Origin of the sequence: Lysinibacillus sp. RC46 (assembly GCF_041262385.1) — a bacterium.
In the GTDB taxonomy this organism is placed as follows: domain Bacteria; phylum Bacillota; class Bacilli; order Bacillales_A; family Planococcaceae; genus Lysinibacillus.
Genome location: NZ_JBGCCF010000039.1, coordinates 18,592 through 39,156, shown reverse-complemented (window position 1 = coordinate 39,156; position 20,565 = coordinate 18,592). Strand labels below are relative to the sequence as shown.

Genomic DNA, 20,565 nt, shown 5'->3' with positions numbered 1-20,565 from the left:
AGTTTTGCAACTCTTCGTGCAATCTTTACAAAAATATAACACTGGCTTTATATCTTCATACTATTATTATTGGTAAGAGTTGGAGAAGGGGCCAAAGATGATGCATTTTTTTCGATACATAATGGTGAAGGACAAGTTACTTATACTGATGATTGTTTGTGTACTATCGAATGTATTGCTAGGTGTTTTTAGTGTTGATTATTTACGGAAAATGTCATGGCATGCAAGTGAAAGTTATACTGAAGGGCTTGTACCAATTGGGTGGTTAAATGAACTAGAGGAATCACAGCGACAATTAGATTATTTAGTGGATTCAGCCGGAGCTTATCAAGAAATGACTGTCATTTTAAAAAACGCTGAGCAGCCATTAAATCATTTAGAAAGTCTAGAAATTGATCAAAAGACGAACCATCAGATGAAGAAATATAAGACCTTACTAGCACAGCAGGTGGAATTGATTAATAACTATAAACAATTGGGCCAAAATGAACAGCAACAATTTTATGGTCAGTCTTATTTATCTGTAAGCCAGCAAAGTCATTCATTATTAGAAGAAACTCAAAGCTATTTGGTTCAGAGAGCTAATGAACAGCAACAGGCATACCAGAAAGATGTGCAATTTGGTTATTGGTTATTAGGAGGAGTATGTTTATTTGTTGTTTTGTTAGTAATATGTATAGGATTTATAGCAACAAAAGCTGTGAATATACCAACACGTCAATTGAAGTCATTATTAAAGCGAGCGGAGCAGGGCGATTTCACAGCGAATGCCAGTTATGTGGCGCAGGATGAGCTTGGCGAGGTAGTATTGTCTTACAATCAGATGGCAACAGAGGTGAAAAGACTACTTCATACAGTATCAAATAGTGCACATGAAGTTGAAGAAATGACTGGGAAACTGCAGGAATCTTCCGAGCAATCGTCTAATACGACGCAAAAAATTGCAAAGGATGTGCAATCTATTTCAGATTCAACTGCTGCTTCTACTAAAAAATTAGCTTCCAATACAGCATCTCTAGAGGAAGTGCTAAATGGTGTGCAAGTAATTTTAGAAAAAGTGCAGGTTGTTGAAAATTTTGCTCATAAAACTGCGCGTGATGCAGAAAGTGGTACGGAAATTGTACAGGCGAATTTAACTCAAATACAGGCTATTAAACTTGCGGTTGAAAAATCGAATACGGCCATTTTTAATCTTGTAGAGAGAGCAGCTACAATCGATCAAATGATTGAAGTGATTGAAAAAATTACCGCGCAAACAAACCTCCTAGCCTTAAATGCATCTATTGAGGCTGCTAGAGCAGGGGAGCATGGTAAAGGATTTGCGGTGGTGGCCAATGAAGTTCGCAAGCTTGCTGAGCAAACAGTTCATTCAACCCAAACGATTACGTCCATTGTACAAAATATTCATTTAGATTCTAGCTATGCTGTGCAAATGATGGAGGGTGTGTTAGTCGCAACTGAAAAGGGTGTGCAGGTTACAGGAGATACGGCAACAAGCTTCAATCAAATTTTAGAAAAAGTACATACAATGAAGCCATATATAATGGAAGTATCTGCAACCATTCAAGAAATTGCCAACCATACGAAAAAGGTTAATGAAGATGCAGTAATGTTAACATCATTTTCTGATACGAATGCAGCATCCACTAAACATGTAGCTACTTTAACAGCCGATCAATTAACCGCACAGCAGCAATTCCATGATTATATTAAAGAGTTACATAAGGTATCAAAAGTTTTACAAATAGCCGTAAAGCGTTTCTCAATTTAATATGAACAAACGGACCTTTCTTTGCATACAAAGAAGGTTCTTTTTTTGATTAGTATCAAACAAAATTAAAATTGCTTATAAATGTACTTTTGAGACGTACATATGTATTTTGTTTGTTTTTCTAGCACAATATTTTATAGGCCTCATATACTAATGATAAAGGATTTTACGCTCTGTTTTTAAAAATTGGAAATATTGCGGTTGTATTTTTAATATGAACACTATATAATGAAATTCATCAGAAGTGTTATTAAACCAATGTTTAGTTATATATTATTGTACTTTCAGAAAGTACAATTGTTCACAGGTGGAGGTTTGGAGAAATGAAAAAGATAATGGTTACAGGAGCACTAGGTCAAATAGGTTCTGAGCTTGTAGAAAAACTTCGTAGTATTTATGGAGAGGACAATGTATTAGCGACAGATATCCGGAAGCTTGAGCATTCTAAGGGCCCGTTTGAAGTATTGGACGTGACGGATGGACAAAGAATGCATGATTTAGCGAAGGATTTTGGTGCAGATACGATGATGCATTTAGCGGCGTTATTATCAGCAACAGCAGAAAAAAATCCGTTACTAGCGTGGAATTTAAATATGGGTGGTTTAATGAATGCGTTAGAGGTTTCACGTGAGTTAAATTTGCAATTTTTTACGCCGAGTTCAATAGGCGCGTTCGGTCCGTCGACACCGAAGGATAACACGCCACAGGATACATTACAGCGTCCAACAACAATGTATGGGGTAAATAAAGTTGCTGGTGAGCTATTATGTGATTATTATTTCGATCGTTTTGGCGTAGATACTCGTGGTGTACGCTTCCCAGGGTTAATTTCATACGTAACTCCTCCAGGAGGTGGTACGACAGACTATGCAGTAGAGATCTTCTACGAAGCGATTAAGCAAGGGAAGTATACATCTTATATTCAAGAAGGTACGTACATGGACATGATGTACATGCCAGATGCATTGCAAGCTATTGTAGATGTAATGGAAGCCGATAGTAGCAAACTAATTCATCGCAATGCCTTTAATATCACTGCAATGAGCTTCGAGCCATCTGAGATTGCGGCGGAAATTAAAAAGCATTTGCCACATTTCCGTATGGATTATCATGTAGATCCAGTACGTCAAGCGATAGCAGATAGCTGGCCTAATTCTTTAAATATAGAAGCGGCACAAAAAGAATGGGGCTTTAAAGCACAGTATGATCTAGCAAAAATGACAGTTGATATGCTAGAAAAATTAAAAATCAAGCTACAAACAAAAGCTTGTTCATAAACAAATAATCCTAAAAATCGGACGAAGAATTTAGTTTTCTTCGTCTTTTTTTATTTTGACGGGCAATCACTTAAAATTGGAATGACACTTGCTAAACGTATACCGTGTATATAAGTTGATTGGATATGAAGGCTGGGCGAACCTTGGGATTAGCGTCACAGATGACCAACCAACCTCATGTTGCGCTATCGCACAGATAAAACCTTTTGTTGCCGTTACGTTGTGTAAAAGACAATAAAGTTATTTATTTTTAAAAACCTAAAACAAGCATAACCCCGTCCTAAATTTAGGGCGGGGTTAAAATATAGTTGTATTTACCGTTTGATCAAACCTTTGATATCTCTGAAAACTTTCCATACGTTACACCCAAAATTGCTTACCAATGTGATAAGTAAATCTTGTTGTTTGTCGTATGAACTATAAAAACTTATACCAGGGTCGCAGCCTTCAAAGTGGTAATCAAACATGCCTTCTTCTTTTTTATCCAGCCAAATCCCATACCCATAGCATTCTTCTTTCACTTGAGGAGTTAACATTTCTTTTAACATTTCCTTCGATATCAATTGACCCTTTATCAGACTGGCCCAGAACTTTTCAATATCGATTACAGTAGTAAATGCTCCTCCTGCTCCTGTTCCTTTTACGTCAACACTGTAAATATTGGTATAAAACTCTTGCCTGCTGTCATCATATACATATCCGTTCGCACATTGAGCAGGCAATCTGTCCAGTTCATAATACCCCGTATTCAACATACCGCAAGGAATAAAAACATGTTCATTAAGATATACATCAAATGAAGAGCCAGTAATGGCCTCAACAATAAGACCAAGAACAACAAATCCTGTATTATTGTATTGAAATCTATCTCCTGTAGGATACATCATCGGCTTATGTATAAATAATGGAATGATATCCGATGATGTGCGAATTTTATAATTGGGGTAATCTATCCATAGTTCGTCATAATCTTTCATGACAGACTCATCAAAATAGTCGGGTATTCCCGATGTATGATTAAGCAACTGCCTGATGGTGATATGAGGATCAATATTCTTTAAATCAAAATTCAAGATGTCCCCAATACAACTATCAAAAGATAATCGACTTTGTTCAATCAATTGCAAAATGGCTATGGCAACAAATACTTTTCCTGCTGAGGCTGTTGCAAACTTCGTATCAATCTCGTTTGATACTTTATTTGGTAAATCTGCGTATCCAAAGGCTTTACGGTATACATTTTTACCATTTTGAGTGACTGATATGACCCCACTAAAATCTTCGTTAATACATTCGTCAAACCCCATCATTACTCTCTCCTTTAAGTAAACTTATATTGATGTATGCAAGTGTTAATTTTATTCATTATTCCCTCCAACGCTCCAGGAAAGGCCCAGCCGGAACCGAAATCAACCCCACGTATGTGAATGAGTTATTTTAGAAAAAGTTAACAATAAAAAGAAAATTATTGGAATATATAGCTTAATTTATAATTTTCTACTATAATCATATTCAAAATATTAATAGTATTCAATTAAATTAGCTGTTAATATTTCACAAAGGTTATACAAAGGGAGTTCACAAGACGAAGGGATGGATGGTTTATATGATGCAGACGCCGTTAGTATTAACAAACTTTTTTAAACGAGCAGAAAGCTATTTTGCTAGAAAGACTATTATTTCACGGACGAGCCCACAAAAGATTCACCGTTTAACATATGGAGAATGGGCGAAAAGGACACGTCGCTTAGCAGATGCGCTTACAAAGCTGGGGATGACAAGAGGAATGAAAATTGGCTCCTTTGCCTGGAACCAGCATCGCCACTTAGAGGCTTATTTTGCGGTACCGTGTTCTGGCGCTATTTTACACATGGTGAATATTCGTTTATCAGAAGAGCATTTAATTTATATTATTAATCATGCAGAAGATGAGATTTTAATGATTGATGTGGATTTGCTACCAATTATTGAAAACATTGCGCCTGAGCTTAAGACAGTGAAACATTATATTATTATGACGGATGAGGATACTTTGCCAGAAACGACATTACCGAATGCATTATCGTATGAGGATTTATTAGCAGCAGCAGATGAAAACTATGAGTTCCCAGAAGATATCGGGGAAGAGGAGCCTGCTGGTATGTGCTATACAAGTGCTACAACAGGAAATCCAAAAGGGGTTGTTTATTCACATCGAGGTTTAGTGCTACATAGTATGATGCTCAGTATGTCTGATTCAATGGGCATTTCTGAACGTGACGTCGTGATGCCGATTGTGCCAATGTTTCATGCAAATGCATGGGGCTTACCGTTTGCAAGTGTCAATGTGGGTGCTACACAAGTATTGCCTGGTCCACAATTCACATCGGCAATCATTTTGGATTTAGTGGAGCAGGAGAAGATTACATTAACAGCTGGAGTGCCGACAATTTGGATTGGCGCGTTACAGGAACAAGAGAAGCGTGAGCGAGATATAAGTTCGCTACGAGCTATTTGTTGCGGTGGCTCTGCTTCACCTACTCGACTTATTCGTACATTTGAAGAGCAGTATGGAATTCCATATATCGTCGTGTATGGAATGACTGAAACAACGCCGATTGTAGCATTATCAAATTATATGTCTTGGATGGATGAATGGCCAATTGAAAAGCGTATTGAATCGCGAGCAATGCAAGGAATGACGATGGCCGGTATTGAATCGAGTATTATTAATGACCATGGAGAAGTGCCATGGGACGGAGAGACAATGGGTGAGTTACGTCTTCGAGGTCCATGGATTTCACACGAGTACTATCGTGATGAACGTACAAATGATGCGTATCGAGGTGGCTGGCTATATACAGGGGACATTGCGGTACGAACAGAGGATGGCTTTATCAAAATAACGGATCGTACTAAGGATTTAATTAAATCGGGTGGGGAGTGGATCTCCTCGGTGGATTTAGAAAATGCGTTAATGACCCATGATGCAGTTTTGGAGGCAGCAGTTATTGCAATTCCGCATGTTAAATGGCAAGAACGCCCGCTAGCTTGTGTAGTATTGAAGGAAGGAATGTCAGCAAGTGAAGAGGAGCTTCTGGCATTTTTAGAAAGTCAATTTGCAAAATGGTGGGTACCAGATGATGTGGTATTTTTAGATGAAATTCCAAAAACATCAGTTGGAAAGTTTCTGAAAGCCAAGCTTCGAGATAATGTGGCAGAAATTTATCCGAAATTAGCTTCATTCGTATAGTTAAAAGAGCGATTTCCATAAAGGAAGTCGCTCTTTCATTTTGTTATCTACTTAACATTTGGAATACTTGTTCCACGTCTTTGTCTCCACGCCCGGAAATATTGATAATAATGCTCTCTTCCGGAGATAGTGTTGGCGCAAGTTTTAGTGCATGAGCAACTGCGTGGGAGCTTTCAAGTGCAGGAATAATTCCTTCAACCTTTGACAGCACTTGGAATGCTTCAAGCACTTCTTCATTCGTCACTGTTACATATTCTCCACGACCAGTTGTTTTTAAATAGCTGTGCTCTGGACCAGCTCCAGGATAATCTAGTCCAGCGGCAATCGAATAGGTTGGTAGCGGATTGCCCTCTGCATCTTGCAGTACCAAACATTTGAAGCCGTGTAATTCACCCGGTGTTCCTTCATTTAATGTTGCTGCTTTATCTGGTTCAATGCCGATAAGGCGAACATTTTCATCTGCAATATATTCTGCAAAGGCACCGATCGCATTACTACCCCCACCGACGCAAGCAAGTACTGCTGCTGGTAGCTTTCCTTCTTTTTCTAAAATTTGTTCACGACTTTCACGGCTAATGACTGATTGGAAATGCTTGACCATTGAAGGGAATGGGTGAGGTCCAACAGCAGAACCTAGTAAATAGAAAGTCGTCTCGTAGTTTTCAACTAAATCAGCAAATGCTGCATCCACTGCATCCTTTAGTCGCCCCTGACCTTTATCAACGGCTACTACCTTGGCACCAAGTAGCTCCATACGGAAGACGTTTAATGCTTGGCGCTTGGTATCTTCTAAGCCCATATAAATTGTGCAATCCATCCCGAACATTGCACAAGCAGTTGCTGTTGCTACACCATGCTGACCTGCACCTGTTTCGGCGATCACACGATTAGCACCCATGCGCTTTGCCAATAAAATCTGTCCAAGAACGTTATTAATTTTATGTGAACCTGTATGGTTAAGATCTTCACGCTTTAAAAAAATTTTTGCGCCACCTAATTGTTTTGTTAAATTTTCAGCAAAATAAAGTGGAGATTTGCGCCCAACATATTCATGGAAATAATAATCTAGCTCTTTATTAAAGTCTTCATCGTCTTTATATTTTTGGAAGTTTCCATCTAAAATATTTAATACACTTTGAAGCTCATCAGGAACAAAGCTACCGCCAAATTCACCGAAATATCCTTTTTTCTCTACTACTATACTCATCTTCTCTCGACTCCTCTTATCTAATTTTTCCATAAAAAAAAGTCACTACAATCCTTCTGTAAAAAGGACGAGTAACCGTGGTGCCACCTTCATTCGCAAAAATTGCGCGCTTTCGTACTCCGATAACGGGGAGTAAATTCGTCCTCACTTTTGATGAGGCTGCTCCAAAGCCCATTCACAAGTATGTACTACTGATTTGCACCAACCATCAGCTCTCTTTAAGTACGACCGCTTGCTACTATTCTTTTTCTTAGCATTTATTGAAATGAATTGTAAAGTATTTTCGGAATAGTGTCAAGATATCTTGGTGCCAAGAAAATAAAAAAACGAATCTAATAAGATCCGTCTTTTAAATTAAATTAAATTTTTGAAGTTTAAGCGTTTATTCAATGTATACATAATCGGTGCACCGACCGCTAAGACAACAAATTCACCTGCAGCAACAGTTAACCATGTCCAGAAGAATGGTAGTTCTAATGCTAAGTTCAATTCAAATGCAATGATAAACATAGTACATGTAAATAAAAATGTATTGATGACTAAACGTGCCCAAATATTTTTGACAAATTTACAAATAAGAATGAACAACCCAAGGGTAATCATCGAATGGGCGACACCAAAAATTAAATCGTAGATACCGAGTGGTGAAAATATGTTGGAGATAAATACACCAATAATAATCCCAACGGCAAAACGAGGGTTAAAGGCAACCAAATGGTTAAACATTTCGGATAGACGGAACTGCACCTCTGTAAAGCCAAATGATCCGACTAATAATGTAACAGCAATGTAGAGAGCTGCAATAATGCCGCTCGTTGCTAAAAATTTTATTTTCATATTCATTTCTCCTTAGTTTTTTTACGTGGGATGGTTACGAACCACGTGAAGCAAATGCAATCATATCAATGTTCAAGCTTACTTGTAAATAGCGATGAGTAAAAAAAACGCAGAAATTCATAGTGCTAAAGGTAATATTTAGCTCTTGTTCGTTGCTCATTAGTTAGATAGGTGTGTGTTTGACCGGATTCGAATTTTGAATACATAAGAAGGGGGCTTGTACACTTGCTTCTTTACAGTTGGAATGAAATTGGTCTATAGATGAGAAGCAACTGTGAAAAATAAAAAATGAGTGATTTATCCAGTTAAATTAAAAAGAACTGTTCTAAGCAGTTCTTTTAACAAGTGTAGTTATCAGTAGTTTTTTAAAACACTAAATGCTTGGGCAAATTTTTGGGCAAAGATTAATGGGGGCTCTATTGATTGAAAGTGAACGTATAAAATAACTGGGTCTGAATAGATCCAGTGATTATGAACAGCACTTATAATCAAATTATTTTCTGCAAGTACCTTAACAAATGGAGGTAATTCCTCTTGAAGTACTACAACTTCACCTAAGTTAAGTGCATTTCCATATATATCAAGTGATTCGAATGTTATCCCAGCATGAAGTGCACTACGACTTGGGCGACCTTGAATCATAACATTAAGATTTCGATTAAGTTTTACTGAGCATACACCATGTTCCGTTGAAGCTTTTCCGTTGGCAATCTGAGCAAATTTTGTACACATATCTTGAAAGCTTTGCATTTAGACACCTCTGCTTTTTTTAATTTAATGAGGATGCCTTGGAGCGAAAGTAGTAGAGGTCTCTGATTGAAATTATTCATCTAAAACATTTTTAATTTCTCCTATTTCAAAAATTATATCGTCTAGTTGTTTTTTGAATTCATCCGAATATTCTAATTCTCCATCTAAATCTTTTGTATATTCCAAGGCATTTAAGGCAAAATCTAGAGCAAATGCGAATAGACTGTCACAAAGATCAGAAATGATTGTGTCAATATCTCCTATATTTGCATTTTGCTTTTCAGAAGGTTGATTTAAATCGATATCTTCATTGTTCATGGTAATCCTCCTTTTTGAAAACAGCACTAGTCTCATTTGCATCATATGCATTAAATGTAAAAAAGGAGACTGAAAAGGAATAGTGTCTGTAGAAAAATTAAGTCGCATCTAACCAGATGGGGCTTTTTACTATGCATGATTGAACGGAGCATTTTGGTTATTGACAAATTAATTAATCAATAATATCGTTTATTTATTAATTGATTAATTAATTAATAAACGAAATGTTTGGAGGTCTAACATGTTAAGAGTAGAAAATTTGGTTAAAAGTTATCAAAATGGTCGTGAATTGCTTTATGCATTAAATTCAGTTTCATTGTCAATTGGTGATGGGGAATTCGTTGTCATTCTTGGCCCTTCTGGATCGGGTAAATCTACGCTCCTTAATGTAATTTCTGGTTTAGAGCAACCAGATTCAGGAAGCGTTACTTGCGATGACTACGAGATTTGTGGATTAAATCAGAAAGATCTTACGTTGTTTAGACGTGATAAAACAGCTTTTATTTTTCAAGCATATTATTTACTGCCATTTTTAAATGTAGAATCTAACATTAAAATGGGTGCTGACTTAAAAGGGAACAAAAATATTACTGAAATAATGGATGGTGTAGGACTTCATGGATTAGAAAAACGCCTTCCTTATGAACTTTCAGGGGGGCAACAACAACGAGTGTCTATTGCACGTGCTTTAGCGAAAAAACCGGATTTTTTGTTTTGTGATGAACCAACTGGAGCATTAGACGAAGAAACGAGCAAACAAATCTTAACTTATTTGAAGCAGCTTCAAAAACAATTGAAATTTACAATTATTATGGTAACGCACAATGTTAGTATTGCTCAAATTGCAACAAAGGTTATTAAAATGACTAGCGGGAAAATAGTAGAAGTAACTAGCAATACTAACCCACTAGATGTTGAAGAAATTACATGGTGAGAAGGGGAGTACATTTGATGACATTTAAAAAACAGTATCCGCTTGTACTAGTTGTTGCCTGTGCAGTGTTTATTTGTACATTACTTGTTTTCTATCTTCAAGGTACAAACTCCATCAAGAGGGCACTAGAACATCAAAATCAGCAGGACTTTACACTTATTCTACAGGGAGAGGAAATTACGGACCTTTCAAATAAGTATTCTTTTACGTATGATCCTGTAACATATAAAGTCATTTATGATGAAAAAAATGTATATCGTATTATGCAAAATACTCGAAACATTGATATTCCAATATACTTGAAAGGCTTGGCGCCAAAAAAAGTAACTGAAATTGCAATAGATAAAAATTTTTCACAGGAGAATAAATTAGCATTAGGAGATACAGTTACTATTGGCAATATAACTTATTCAATTAGTGGGATTTTTACTTTACCGGACGCAATTTCACCATTGGTAGCTGATAATGGTGTTAGCTACAAACCTGCTACTCAAGCATTAATACTATGTAGTGAGGAAGCTTACACAAGTTGGGGTGAACAGGAGAAAACAAGTTATTCGGGCCGATTTTTGGAAAGTGAGTCTGAGGAACAGAAACAAATCTTTCTAGAAAAAATGCTATTGGATTCACATGTAAAGTCCGTGGTGAGTAAAGAAGATAATCCGCAAGTACTTTCTACATTAATCGCAAAAGAAAAAATGTTTAAAATCTGTCTAATTAGCGCCTTAAGTTTCTTCGGTTTAACTGTAATGGTTTTGCTTATTACTACTGTTCTTCAAAATATAACTGAGACAAAACCAACTATGGGTGTTTTAAAAGCACTTGGCTACTCTAGAATACAAATTGCTAAAAGATATTTCCTAATAGGACCTTTCGTGTTTATAGGCACCGTTGTAGGATATTTAGTTTCCTATGTAGTTAGTCCTTTGTTTATTAATCGGATTAATGCTACATTTCTCGTGCCGAATGTTACACAAAATTTTGATCCTGTACAATTCATAATGTTTACAGCAATCCCCGCTCTGATCTTTTCTGTAATGGCTTTTGGGGTTGCCGTATTTACCTTACGTAAACCGCCATTGGAAATGATTCATAAGGCAGAGTCAGCAAAATTGAATTTTCTTGTTAAGCGAATAGGGCTAACTGGTCCTTTTAAAAAAGTGGCCTTTAAAGCAATCGTATTAAATAATATTCTATTAGTCTTTTTAGCCTTGCTCACAGGTTTCATGGCTAGCGCTAATTTGCAGATTGCTTTTTCTTTGCAAACAATGTCTGATAAGGTATCCTCATTAACATTTAAAGGTTCCGAATATAAAAGTAACGTTCGATTTATTGACGCGAGGGACATGAATTTTTCAGACTCGGAAACACCTTATTTTTCAGAAGATTGTAAAATAGAATTTCCGAATGGTGGGGTATTAAATAATGGCCAGTTTATGGCATTATCTAGTAGTCTTTCTCTTTATAAACTCTATAGTATACAGAACCAGGAAACTATAGATATTTCTAAACAGGAAGGCATTGTTGTGAATGATTGGATGCGCAAAAAATATGATTTGACTATTGGTGACACGGTGAAAATTTATATAAATAATGTTGCTTATCAGCTACCTATAACAGCTATTGAGCAATCAGTGTATGGGGAAGTAGTTTATAGTAATATCAATGTTGCAATCACGGCGGGCCTTTTAAAAAAAGAAGAATATAATGGTGTATTTACTGAAGACAATGTAGAGTTTGACAGGAAGCAGCATATGTTTGTTTCAAAACTTGAAGACGTATTATACGCAAGTTCTCAGCAAAAAGGTACGTATTTCGCGCTATCCTTTCTATTTATCTCAATTGGCTTAGCTTTAAGTATTTTAACGATTAGTATTGTAATGAAAATCATTATTTCCTCTAATCGTAAATACTTGGCGATGATGAAAGCATTTGGATATACAAATGCAGAATGCAATCGTATCGTATTATCGGGCTTTAGATTAATTGCCTACATCGGATTTATAATTGGCACACTCTATGCTATTGTTTTAACTAAATTTTTATTTGATTTATTGGCTAAATCATCAACAGTAGCAATACCAATGACACCAGATAGCAAGGTAATAACAATTTCTCTCGTGATCTTTGCTGTTTCATACGAGGTCATTATGTTACTCTATAAAAAAAGCATGAATGCAGTAACATTGCAGGAGGTTATGATGAAATGAATAAACGCCGCGAACAGAAGGAAGTTAGACGAGAGCAAATTCTAAACGCGGGCTTGGATTTGTTTATTAGAAACGGTTATCAAGGAACTACAACAAAAGAGATTGGTGATTCAGTTGGAATTAGCCAAGGATTACTGTTCCATTATTTCGGCTCTAAAGAAGAGGTATACCTTGAACTTTTAAATCGAGCTAAAACTAGTATGGCTGTTATTGGTATTTCAGAAGAGGAATTTGCACAACCGTTCGAGTATTTAAATGTGATAGTTACGTCGATCATTGATTCCTTTAAAACTCATCCATTATCGGCAAAATTACTAATGTTAGTTGCACAAACGCAAATAGCAAGTAATCTACCAGATACTATTCAACAAGTTGCTAAGGACCTTGCCGCATCTGAGGGATTCGAAAGTTTAGTAAAAGAGGGTCAAGCTAAGGGAGTAATACGAGATGGTGATCCTAAAGCACTCGCGGGTTGTTTTTATTCAGCCATTCAAGGTGTTGCTCAAACGCACGTATGCTTCCCGGATATCCCGTTACCCCAAAGTAGTTGGTTAGTAGATATCTTGAAGAAGTAATAGTGAATAAAAACTATTTTAAGGCCTGACATTTCTTATGGGAATGTCAGGTTTTTCTATAAATTTCTTAAAAAATCAAATCTCTGAAAAATAGCTTTGCGAAAATTGTCAAAAAAATTTTTGTTATGTTAGAAAAAGAAATCAATTTGTAAAAATAGCGTAGTTTAGCGGTTTAAAGCGACGAATTGAGTGAAAAAATAAAATATTTTGTTAAATTTAAAAGTCAGAACATTCATAATGTTGTTGACGAAGCGATATAATAAAGATAATATAGCGATACGTTCACACTTTGTTTGGATAAAGTGTGATAAATATCAAAGATAATATAATATCGGGGGGATTATTTGTGAGAAGCAATTTAAAAAAGCTTTCGTTCCTGTTATTTGGATTAGTTTTAATGCTTGCTGCTTGTGGTAGCGGTGGTTCTAGTTCATCAGATTCGAAAGAGAAAGAAAAGAATAATGCAAGTGAGAGCAATGCAGATGACAAAACATATAAGATTGGGATTACTCAAATTGTTGAGCATCCATCTTTAAATGCTGCAACTGAAGGTTTCAAAAAAGCAATTGAAGAATCGGGCTTAAAAGTTGAATTCGAGTCACAAATAGCGCAAGGGGATAACAGTCTTAACACGACGATTGCAAACAATCTAGTAAGTGCCAACGTAGATTTAATTTTTGCTAACTCTACGCCATCTGCACAAGCAGCGGCGACAGCTACTAGTGATATTCCGATCGTCTTCACTTCTGTAACGGATGCTGTTGGCGCACAGCTTATTGAATCGATGGAGAAGCCAGGGAAAAATGTAACAGGAACGATCGATTTACATCCTGATACTATTTCGAAAACAGTAGCATTCTTAAAGGAATTAGGTGCGAAAAAAGTAGGTATGGTTTACAACGCTGGTGAGCAAAACTCAGTAGCACAAGTAAAAGAAGTGAAAAAAGTTATGGCTGAGCAAGGCCTAACAGTAGCTGAGGCATCTGCGGCAACTTCTGCAGAAGTAAAACAAGCTGCTGAATCATTAATTGGTAAAGCAGATGCATTCTATATTATTACTGATAATACAGTAGTTTCGGCTCTTGAGTCTGTAATTGATGTAGCAAACTCTAATAAATTACCACTAGTTGTAGGAGAGCTTGACTCTGTTGCACGTGGTGGCTTAGCGGCATATGGTTTTGAATATTATGACATCGGTTATGAAGCGGGGCAAATGGCTGTGAAGATTCTAAAAGGTGAAGCAAAACCTGCTGATATACCAGCGCAATACCCACAAAAACTAAAACTATTAATCAATAAAAAAGTAGCGGATGATTTAGGAATCGAAATTAAAGATTCTTGGGGTGCAGAGCTGTTAGAAAAGTAATGACCTGACATGATCGTCTTATGTAGCGAAGCGGGGGAGAACTAAAACTACCCCCGCTTTATCTACTTTTTAGAATAAAAAATGAAGTCATTTATGAATTATGTATTGATCCACAATTATGTGGGCAGTCCTTTCTAGTTTCATCTTATTAGAATACTAATTTATGAGAAGGTTATGGTTCATCATCGATAAGTTTTGTTAAAAAGTATGTCATGTGGACAAGTTGATTGGAGTGGAGGCTGGGCGACTCCTTGGGGATTAGCGTCACAGATGAGACCCTGGAGCGAGCACACAGGGGAACGAAGGCTAAAAGCATCACGTCCTGTGATAACGCCTTCGGGACCAACATCGTGTTGGCCCAAGCGGCTCATCGGACGCCCCCAGGAAGCTTTGCTCTGTGCGAAAGCGAAGCGACAGCAACAAAGCGCCCAGCCGGAACGGAAATCAACTCCAAAATTATGTGATGAGCCAATTTATATTTATTAAGAAATTATGAGGAGATGATGCAACTATGCCTTTAGCAATATTTGGCGCGATGGAGCAAGGGATCATCTATGCAATTATGGCACTTGGTGTGTATTTAACATTCCGTGTGTTAGATTTTCCGGACTTAACGGTTGACGGGAGCTTTGTAACAGGGGCAGCTACAGCGGCGACGATGATTATGCTTGGCTACCATCCAATCTTAGCGACTTTAGTAGCAATTGTTGCTGGATTTATTGCTGGATGTATGACAGGAATTCTTCACACAAAAGGAAAAATTAATCCTCTATTATCGGGGATTTTAATGATGATTGCTTTGTATTCTATTAATCTACGTATTATGGGATCAACGGCAGAAAATACGATAGGTCGTCCGAATATACCACTATTAAATTCAGAGACTTTATTTTCAAAGTTTCAAGCATTTTGGAGTAATTTAGGAATCGATACGGCATTAAATAATCTATTAAAAGGCATCGGCGTTCATCAACTACCTTCAACATGGAGTACGATAATCGTAGTATTAATCATCACAATTTTAATTAAGTTCATTGCTGACTGGTTCTTGAAAACAGAGATCGGCCTGGCTATTCGAGCTACTGGTGATAATAAGCGTATGATTCGTAGCTTCTCGGCAAATACAGATACACTTATTATTCTAGGGCTAGGAATTTCTAATGCACTTGTTGCATTTTCGGGAGCTTTAATCGCACAATATTCGAAGTTCTCAGATGTAAGTATGGGGATTGGGATGATTGTAATCGGCCTTGCATCTGTTATTATCGGTGAAGCAATCTTTGGTACAAAAACGATTATGCGCACAACTTTCGCTGTCATTGCTGGAGCCATCATTTATCGCATTATTTTAGCATTAGCATTACGAGTAGATTTCCTTGATTCAGGGGATATGAAGTTAATAACAGCTATCATTGTTATCATAGCGCTAATTTTACCTCAATTTATTAATAAGAGTAAGGAGCGCAAACGCAAGGTGAAGCGCGCAGCAGAGAAGACAAGCGTAAAGACAGTTGAGCAGGGAGGAAAGCGCCTTGCTTAAATTAAAAGATATTAATAAGATTTTCAATGAAGGTACGCCTGATGAAAAAATTGCACTTGCAGAAATTAATTTGCACTTAAAGCCAGGGGATTTCGTCACAATTATCGGCAGTAATGGTGCTGGTAAATCGACTATGATGAATATGATCTCTGGCGCACTAACACCAGACTTCGGCTCGGTTTCGATTGATGGGAATGAGGTTACTACTTTACCAGAATATAAGCGTTCTCACTATATTGGTCGCGTATTCCAGGATCCAATGGCTGGCACAGCACCAACAATGACGATTGAGGAAAATTTAGCATTAGCTTACTCACGGAATAAGAGTAGAGGCATACGCTTCGGTGTTGATAAAAAGCGTCGGGAATTTTTCAAGGAATCGTTGGAGATGTTGGGTTTAAATCTTGAAAATCGATTGTCTGCAAAAGTCGGCTTACTTTCGGGAGGGGAGCGTCAAGCTTTGTCTCTTTTAATGGCAACATTTACGAAGCCTTCGATTTTATTACTAGACGAGCATACGGCGGCGCTTGACCCATCTCGTGCAGAGTTAATCACACGTATTACGAAATATTTAGTTGAGAAAGACAACTTAACGACATTGATGGTCACGCACAATATGCAACAAGCATTAGACTTAGGAAATCGACTGATTATGATGGATAAAGGTCAAATTATTTTAGAGGTTGGCGAGGATCGTAAGCATGAATTAACCATCCCGGATTTGATGGCAGAGTTCGAACGTATTCGCGGAGAGAAAATGAACTCAGACCGTGCGCTACTAGGATAATAAATGATAAAACGCTCATACAAAATGTGTGGGCGTTTTTCGCTTGATGTCGATATTTTTGGGAGTTGGGTGATAAATTAAAAAAGTTGGTAGATAAATCGATAAAGTTGGTAGATAAATTAAAAAAGTTGGTAGATAAATCGATAAAGTTAGTAGATAAATTAAAAAAGTTGGTCGATAAACAATCAAAAGTTCTCGATAAATAGGCAAACTCTTTCGATAAAGTGCATTATAATCTAGCTAAAGGAGGTGAAACTATGTTACTAAAAAAGCGCGAAGTTTCATCGAAGCAGCTCGTGTTAGAAATGATCGAAAGAAGACTATCTAAATCTCACGCTAAGTATGATTATTTTAAAGAAATGCTAGGAAGAACAAAGGCAGGCATTGTTGGCGAGCAAAGAGTAGATCGAGAATGGCGGGAAATCTATTTGGAGCATGCGTATTATTTATTGCATGATGTAGAGCTTAAGGCTGAGAGTGCTGGTGGATCGATACATCAAATTGATACATTATTTATGTCGCGAAATTTTGTTTTAATAGTGGAAATCAAAAATATCGTTGGGCGTATAGAATATATGGAAGATAATCATCAATTTATTCGAATTACTTCTGATGGCAGAATAGATGGTTTTAGAAATCCCTTTGATCAAGTAAAGCGGCATGCTAGGTTTTTGCATCAGATTTTTCAAAAGGCAGGCTATCATATACCTATTGTCTATATGATTGTCTCTGCAAATCCGAACATGATTATGACGTCAAGTTTGTCTGCGCAACCGATTATTCATGTGAGTGGTTTAACAGAAAAGGTAGAACAGCTGTTTTTACGACATTCACAAGTTTGTTTAGGTGAAAAAGATTTGAAGCATATCGCTGAACTCATTTTAAACAAGCATGAACCAACACAATGGATACCAGAAATGGACTGGGGTGAACTAAGAAAAGGAGCGCTATGCTCGCAGTGTGAGTATCAGTATGCTTTACAATATTTCTTTGGGAAATGGTGTTGTAGCAATTGTCAACGAACAGATAATAAATCGATGCTAGTAGCGTTACAGGATTATCAACTAATGATGGGAAACAATATTTCTAATGCTCAATTTCGTAATTTTTTTGATATTGACTCAGAGAGAGTAGCTCATTACTTATTGAAAAAGTTAAAGTTTGAAGTGGTTGGTGAAAATAAAAATAGAAAATATATAATTCCTGCCAAATTGTTAGATTAAATGCAAGCGAAGAAACTATCAGTGCGGTCAGATAGTGTCGCCTGTAAGGTAGATGTCGATATTTTTGGAAAGTTGGGTGATAAATTAAAAAAGTTGGTAGATAAATCGATAAAGTTGGTAGATAAATAAAAAAGTTGGTAGATAAACAATCAAAAGTTCTCGATAAATCTCAAAAGTGCCCCGATAAACCTAAAAAAGCCACACTTACTTTAGCAGTAGCAAGTGTGACCCTTTATTTTAGACTAGTAAGCCAAATAGTTGAATGTCGTTGTTTACTTCTTTGTATTTGAAGCCGAATTCGTTCATGCGAGCGAGTAATCCTTCGTAGTCTTCACGATTGCCAAGCTCGATACCGACTAGGGCAGGACCACTTTCTTTGTTGTTTTTCTTTGTATATTCGAAAGTTGTAATGTCATCATTTGGTCCTAGCACGCTTGTTAGGAATTGGCGAAGCGCACCTGCACGCTGTGGGAAACTAACGATGAAGTAGTATAGTAAGCCTTCGTGAATTAAAGACTTTTCTTTAATCTCCTGCATACGACCGATGTCATTATTACCACCACTAATGATGATAACGACTGATTTCCCTTTAATTTCCTCTTTATAGGAGTCGAGTGCTGCTACTGATAATGCTCCAGCAGGCTCTGCGATAATAGCGTGTTTATTGTAAAGATCTAAAATTGTTGTACATACTTTTCCTTCAGGTACTAGTACGATGTCGTCTAAGTAGCGACGACAAACGTCATATGTGTGGTTACCGACGCACTTTACTGCAGCACCATCTACGAATTTGTCAATCCAATCAAGTGCCACTGCACCACCTTCTGCAAATGCAGCCTTCATACTGCCTGCACCAGCAGGCTCTACACCGATAATTTTACTGTTAGGAGAAAGGTTTTTCACATAGGCAGAAACACCTGACATTAAGCCACCGCCGCCAATACTACCGAACACGTAATCAATCGGTTCCTCCATGTCATTCATAATTTCAACAGCGACGGTTCCTTGTCCGGCAATGACATCAAAATCATCAAATGGGTGAATAAAGATTTTTTCGTGTTCATCACAGTAAGCAAATGCACTTTCTGCAGAATCATCAAAGGTATCGCCAGCTAAAATAATTTCTACATATTCACGACCAAACATACGCACTTGGTCAATTTTTTGCTTAGGTGTTGTTTGAGGCATAAAAATACTTGCTTGAATTTGCAATTGTGCACAGGCGTAGGCTACGCCTTGGGCATGATTACCCGCACTCGCGCAAACGACGCCAACTTTACGAGCCTCTTCTTCAATTTTTTTAATCTTATAATAGGCGCCACGAAGTTTAAATGAGCGTACATGCTGTAAATCTTCGCGTTTAAAATAAATATTAGCTCCATATTTCTCAGATAAATAGTCATTTTTTTGTAGCGGCGTGTGCACCACTACGTCTTTTAAGAAATGATGTGCAATCAAGATATTTTCTACCTGCACAGTTCTAGTGTCAGCAGCTTCCATAATATTCATCCTCCGTATACGTATAAAACATTTATCTATGATAGCACATATTATAAGCTTTTTGTTATTAATTTTTAGTAAATTCTAAATTTTCGGTGTCTATTTCGTCTAGGAAACTACAAAATGCAGAATAATTAAATTTCTACGAGAATTTTTTGTAGAAATAAAGGATGCACACATTTCCTCATAACGAAAATGGTCAAGCATATACTAGAATACCTTAGGACAAGTAGGAGGGTATGTAATTGGAAATCATTCAAGGAATTCTATCTACATACATTCAATTTTTCAATTGGGAAATGTGGAAAGAGGTCTTATCTGACCCTGTATCTTGGGGGTTAATATCAACGCTAGTAATAATAGAAGGTTTACTCTCAGCAGATAACGCTCTCGTATTAGCAGTGCTAGTGAAGCATTTACCAAACAAGCAACGCAAACGAGCATTAATGTACGGTATGTTGGGGGCCTATTTTTTCAGATTTTTATTTATTGGAATAGGTGTTTATTTGGTAGAGTTTTGGTTTATTAAATTGCTAGGAGCCCTGTATTTAGGTTGGCTATGTGTCGCTCATTTCCTGCAGATTGGGGAAGCGGATAGTGCCAAGGAGATGAAAAAAACAGGGTTGATCGTTCGTCTTTTTGGAACGTTTTGGGCAACGGTTATTTCTGTAGAACTGATGGATATTGCCTTTTCAATTGACGCGATTTTTGCTGCTTTTGCGATATCCAATCAAATTTGGATATTGCTAATCGGGGGAATGCTAGGTATTTTAATGATGAGAACTATTGCAGGCTTATTTTTAATCGTTATTGAAAAAATACCAGAATTAGAGGCAACAGCATTTATTATTATTGGAATTATTGCACTGAAAATGCTAGCCAGCGTCATCGGTATTCACATTCCACATTATATGTTTTTTGTTGTATTAATTATTATTTTTGCTATTACTTTCATTATTCATTTCTTAAAAAAAATGAAGGTTGCTTAATATAAAACGGTTCTGTTCTCAAAGAAGAAAGAGGACAGAACCGTTTTAT

17 protein-coding genes, 1 riboswitch and 1 other annotated feature are annotated in these 20,565 nt (G+C 37.0%); of the genes, 11 read left to right on the top strand and 6 right to left on the bottom strand.

Annotated features, from left to right (window positions below; all coding sequences use genetic code 11):
- Nucleotides 1-97 precede the first annotated feature (97 nt).
- Together ABH966_RS23915 and ABH966_RS23910 are read left to right on the top strand one after the other, a co-directional pair.
- Nucleotides 98-1,771 carry a methyl-accepting chemotaxis protein gene (locus tag ABH966_RS23915; RefSeq protein ID WP_370082846.1) on the top strand — a complete coding sequence of 558 codons (1,674 nt, stop codon included), beginning with the start codon at nucleotides 98-100 and terminating at the stop codon, nucleotides 1,769-1,771.
- Nucleotides 1,772-2,094: 323 nt separating this feature from the next.
- Nucleotides 2,095-3,048, top strand: a complete 954-nt coding sequence (locus tag ABH966_RS23910) for an L-threonine 3-dehydrogenase (protein WP_370082844.1) — start codon at nucleotides 2,095-2,097, stop codon at nucleotides 3,046-3,048.
- 314 nt (nucleotides 3,049-3,362) lie between these two features.
- Here the strand turns inward: ABH966_RS23910 and ABH966_RS23905 are convergent, their stop codons facing one another.
- Nucleotides 3,363-4,355 carry a serine hydrolase domain-containing protein gene (locus ABH966_RS23905; protein WP_370082842.1) on the bottom strand — a complete coding sequence of 331 codons (993 nt, stop codon included), beginning with the start codon at nucleotides 4,353-4,355 and terminating at the stop codon, nucleotides 3,363-3,365.
- A 299-nt stretch (nucleotides 4,356-4,654) separates the two neighbouring features.
- On the opposite strand from ABH966_RS23905, the gene ABH966_RS23900 reads away from it, so the two are divergent.
- Nucleotides 4,655-6,280, top strand: coding sequence for a long-chain fatty acid--CoA ligase (locus tag ABH966_RS23900; protein ID WP_370082840.1), 1,626 nt, complete (start codon nucleotides 4,655-4,657; stop codon nucleotides 6,278-6,280).
- A gap of 43 nt (nucleotides 6,281-6,323) precedes the next feature.
- Here ABH966_RS23900 and trpB read toward each other — a convergent pair whose 3' ends face one another.
- The 4 genes from trpB to ABH966_RS23880 form a co-directional block, all read right to left on the bottom strand.
- Nucleotides 6,324-7,487: a tryptophan synthase subunit beta gene (trpB, locus tag ABH966_RS23895; protein WP_370082838.1), complete on the bottom strand. Its 1,164-nt coding sequence runs from the start codon at nucleotides 7,485-7,487 to the stop codon at nucleotides 6,324-6,326.
- 60 nt (nucleotides 7,488-7,547) lie between these two features.
- Nucleotides 7,548-7,748 (bottom strand) — a binding site (T-box leader).
- Between the two features lie 93 nt (nucleotides 7,749-7,841).
- The gene (locus ABH966_RS23890; protein ID WP_370082836.1) at nucleotides 7,842-8,324 is read right to left on the bottom strand and encodes a QueT transporter family protein; all 483 of its coding nucleotides are present in this window, start codon (nucleotides 8,322-8,324) and stop codon (nucleotides 7,842-7,844) included.
- Nucleotides 8,325-8,330: 6 nt separating this feature from the next.
- A riboswitch (PreQ1 riboswitch) is annotated at nucleotides 8,331-8,375 on the bottom strand.
- 303 nt (nucleotides 8,376-8,678) lie between these two features.
- Nucleotides 8,679-9,074: a DUF1259 domain-containing protein gene (locus ABH966_RS23885; protein ID WP_370082834.1), complete on the bottom strand. Its 396-nt coding sequence runs from the start codon at nucleotides 9,072-9,074 to the stop codon at nucleotides 8,679-8,681.
- 72 nt (nucleotides 9,075-9,146) lie between these two features.
- On the bottom strand, nucleotides 9,147-9,392 hold the full coding sequence (locus ABH966_RS23880) for a hypothetical protein (RefSeq protein ID WP_370082832.1): 246 nt from the start codon (nucleotides 9,390-9,392) through the stop codon (nucleotides 9,147-9,149).
- Nucleotides 9,393-9,633: 241 nt separating this feature from the next.
- Between ABH966_RS23880 and ABH966_RS23875 the strand changes: the two genes are divergently transcribed.
- From ABH966_RS23875 to ABH966_RS23845, 7 genes are all read left to right on the top strand, one after another.
- The gene (locus ABH966_RS23875; protein WP_370082830.1) at nucleotides 9,634-10,326 is read left to right on the top strand and encodes an ABC transporter ATP-binding protein; all 693 of its coding nucleotides are present in this window, start codon (nucleotides 9,634-9,636) and stop codon (nucleotides 10,324-10,326) included.
- Between the two features lie 17 nt (nucleotides 10,327-10,343).
- Nucleotides 10,344-12,536 (top strand): FtsX-like permease family protein, encoded by a 2,193-nt coding sequence (locus ABH966_RS23870; protein ID WP_370082828.1) that lies wholly within the window; start codon nucleotides 10,344-10,346, stop codon nucleotides 12,534-12,536.
- Entirely contained in the window at nucleotides 12,533-13,111 is a 579-nt protein-coding gene (locus ABH966_RS23865; RefSeq protein WP_370082826.1) for a TetR/AcrR family transcriptional regulator, read from the top strand. Before ABH966_RS23870 ends, ABH966_RS23865 begins: the two co-directional genes overlap by 4 nt.
- A 346-nt stretch (nucleotides 13,112-13,457) precedes the next feature.
- Nucleotides 13,458-14,477, top strand: coding sequence for an ABC transporter substrate-binding protein (locus tag ABH966_RS23860; protein WP_370082824.1), 1,020 nt, complete (start codon nucleotides 13,458-13,460; stop codon nucleotides 14,475-14,477).
- Nucleotides 14,478-14,988: 511 nt separating this feature from the next.
- Nucleotides 14,989-16,017: an ABC transporter permease gene (locus tag ABH966_RS23855; RefSeq protein ID WP_370082822.1), complete on the top strand. Its 1,029-nt coding sequence runs from the start codon at nucleotides 14,989-14,991 to the stop codon at nucleotides 16,015-16,017.
- Nucleotides 16,010-16,804 carry an ABC transporter ATP-binding protein gene (locus ABH966_RS23850; protein WP_370082820.1) on the top strand — a complete coding sequence of 265 codons (795 nt, stop codon included), beginning with the start codon at nucleotides 16,010-16,012 and terminating at the stop codon, nucleotides 16,802-16,804. Before ABH966_RS23855 ends, ABH966_RS23850 begins: the two co-directional genes overlap by 8 nt.
- 257 nt (nucleotides 16,805-17,061) lie before the next feature.
- Nucleotides 17,062-18,027 (top strand): nuclease-related domain-containing protein, encoded by a 966-nt coding sequence (locus ABH966_RS23845; protein WP_370082818.1) that lies wholly within the window; start codon nucleotides 17,062-17,064, stop codon nucleotides 18,025-18,027.
- Between the two features lie 237 nt (nucleotides 18,028-18,264).
- On the opposite strand, the gene ilvA is transcribed toward ABH966_RS23845, so the two are convergent.
- A complete protein-coding gene (gene ilvA, locus ABH966_RS23840) occupies nucleotides 18,265-19,527 on the bottom strand; it encodes a threonine ammonia-lyase IlvA (protein ID WP_370082816.1) in 1,263 nt (420 codons plus the stop codon).
- A gap of 245 nt (nucleotides 19,528-19,772) precedes the next feature.
- On the opposite strand from ilvA, the gene ABH966_RS23835 reads away from it, so the two are divergent.
- Nucleotides 19,773-20,516: a TerC family protein gene (locus tag ABH966_RS23835; RefSeq protein WP_370082814.1), complete on the top strand. Its 744-nt coding sequence runs from the start codon at nucleotides 19,773-19,775 to the stop codon at nucleotides 20,514-20,516.
- Nucleotides 20,517-20,565: the final 49 nt, after the last annotated feature.

Excerpts from the sequence above, each read along its gene's own strand:
- ABH966_RS23915 (WP_370082846.1), top strand. The coding sequence starts at position 98 with ATGATGCATTTTTTTCGATACATAATGGTGAAGGACAAGTTACTTATA.
- ABH966_RS23900 (WP_370082840.1), top strand. The coding sequence starts at position 4,655 with ATGATGCAGACGCCGTTAGTATTAACAAACTTTTTTAAACGAGCAGAA.
- ABH966_RS23855 (WP_370082822.1), top strand. The coding sequence starts at position 14,989 with ATGCCTTTAGCAATATTTGGCGCGATGGAGCAAGGGATCATCTATGCA.
- trpB (WP_370082838.1), bottom strand. The coding sequence starts at position 7,487 with ATGAGTATAGTAGTAGAGAAAAAAGGATATTTCGGTGAATTTGGCGGT.
- ABH966_RS23890 (WP_370082836.1), bottom strand. The coding sequence starts at position 8,324 with ATGAAAATAAAATTTTTAGCAACGAGCGGCATTATTGCAGCTCTCTAC.
- ABH966_RS23905 (WP_370082842.1), bottom strand. The coding sequence starts at position 4,355 with ATGGGGTTTGACGAATGTATTAACGAAGATTTTAGTGGGGTCATATCA.
- ABH966_RS23885 (WP_370082834.1), bottom strand. The coding sequence starts at position 9,074 with ATGCAAAGCTTTCAAGATATGTGTACAAAATTTGCTCAGATTGCCAAC.
- ABH966_RS23880 (WP_370082832.1), bottom strand. The coding sequence starts at position 9,392 with ATGAACAATGAAGATATCGATTTAAATCAACCTTCTGAAAAGCAAAAT.
- ABH966_RS23845 (WP_370082818.1), top strand. The coding sequence starts at position 17,062 with ATGTTACTAAAAAAGCGCGAAGTTTCATCGAAGCAGCTCGTGTTAGAA.
- ABH966_RS23910 (WP_370082844.1), top strand. The coding sequence starts at position 2,095 with ATGAAAAAGATAATGGTTACAGGAGCACTAGGTCAAATAGGTTCTGAG.
- ABH966_RS23870 (WP_370082828.1), top strand. The coding sequence starts at position 10,344 with ATGACATTTAAAAAACAGTATCCGCTTGTACTAGTTGTTGCCTGTGCA.
- ABH966_RS23875 (WP_370082830.1), top strand. The coding sequence starts at position 9,634 with ATGTTAAGAGTAGAAAATTTGGTTAAAAGTTATCAAAATGGTCGTGAA.
- ABH966_RS23865 (WP_370082826.1), top strand. The coding sequence starts at position 12,533 with ATGAATAAACGCCGCGAACAGAAGGAAGTTAGACGAGAGCAAATTCTA.
- ilvA (WP_370082816.1), bottom strand. The coding sequence starts at position 19,527 with ATGGAAGCTGCTGACACTAGAACTGTGCAGGTAGAAAATATCTTGATT.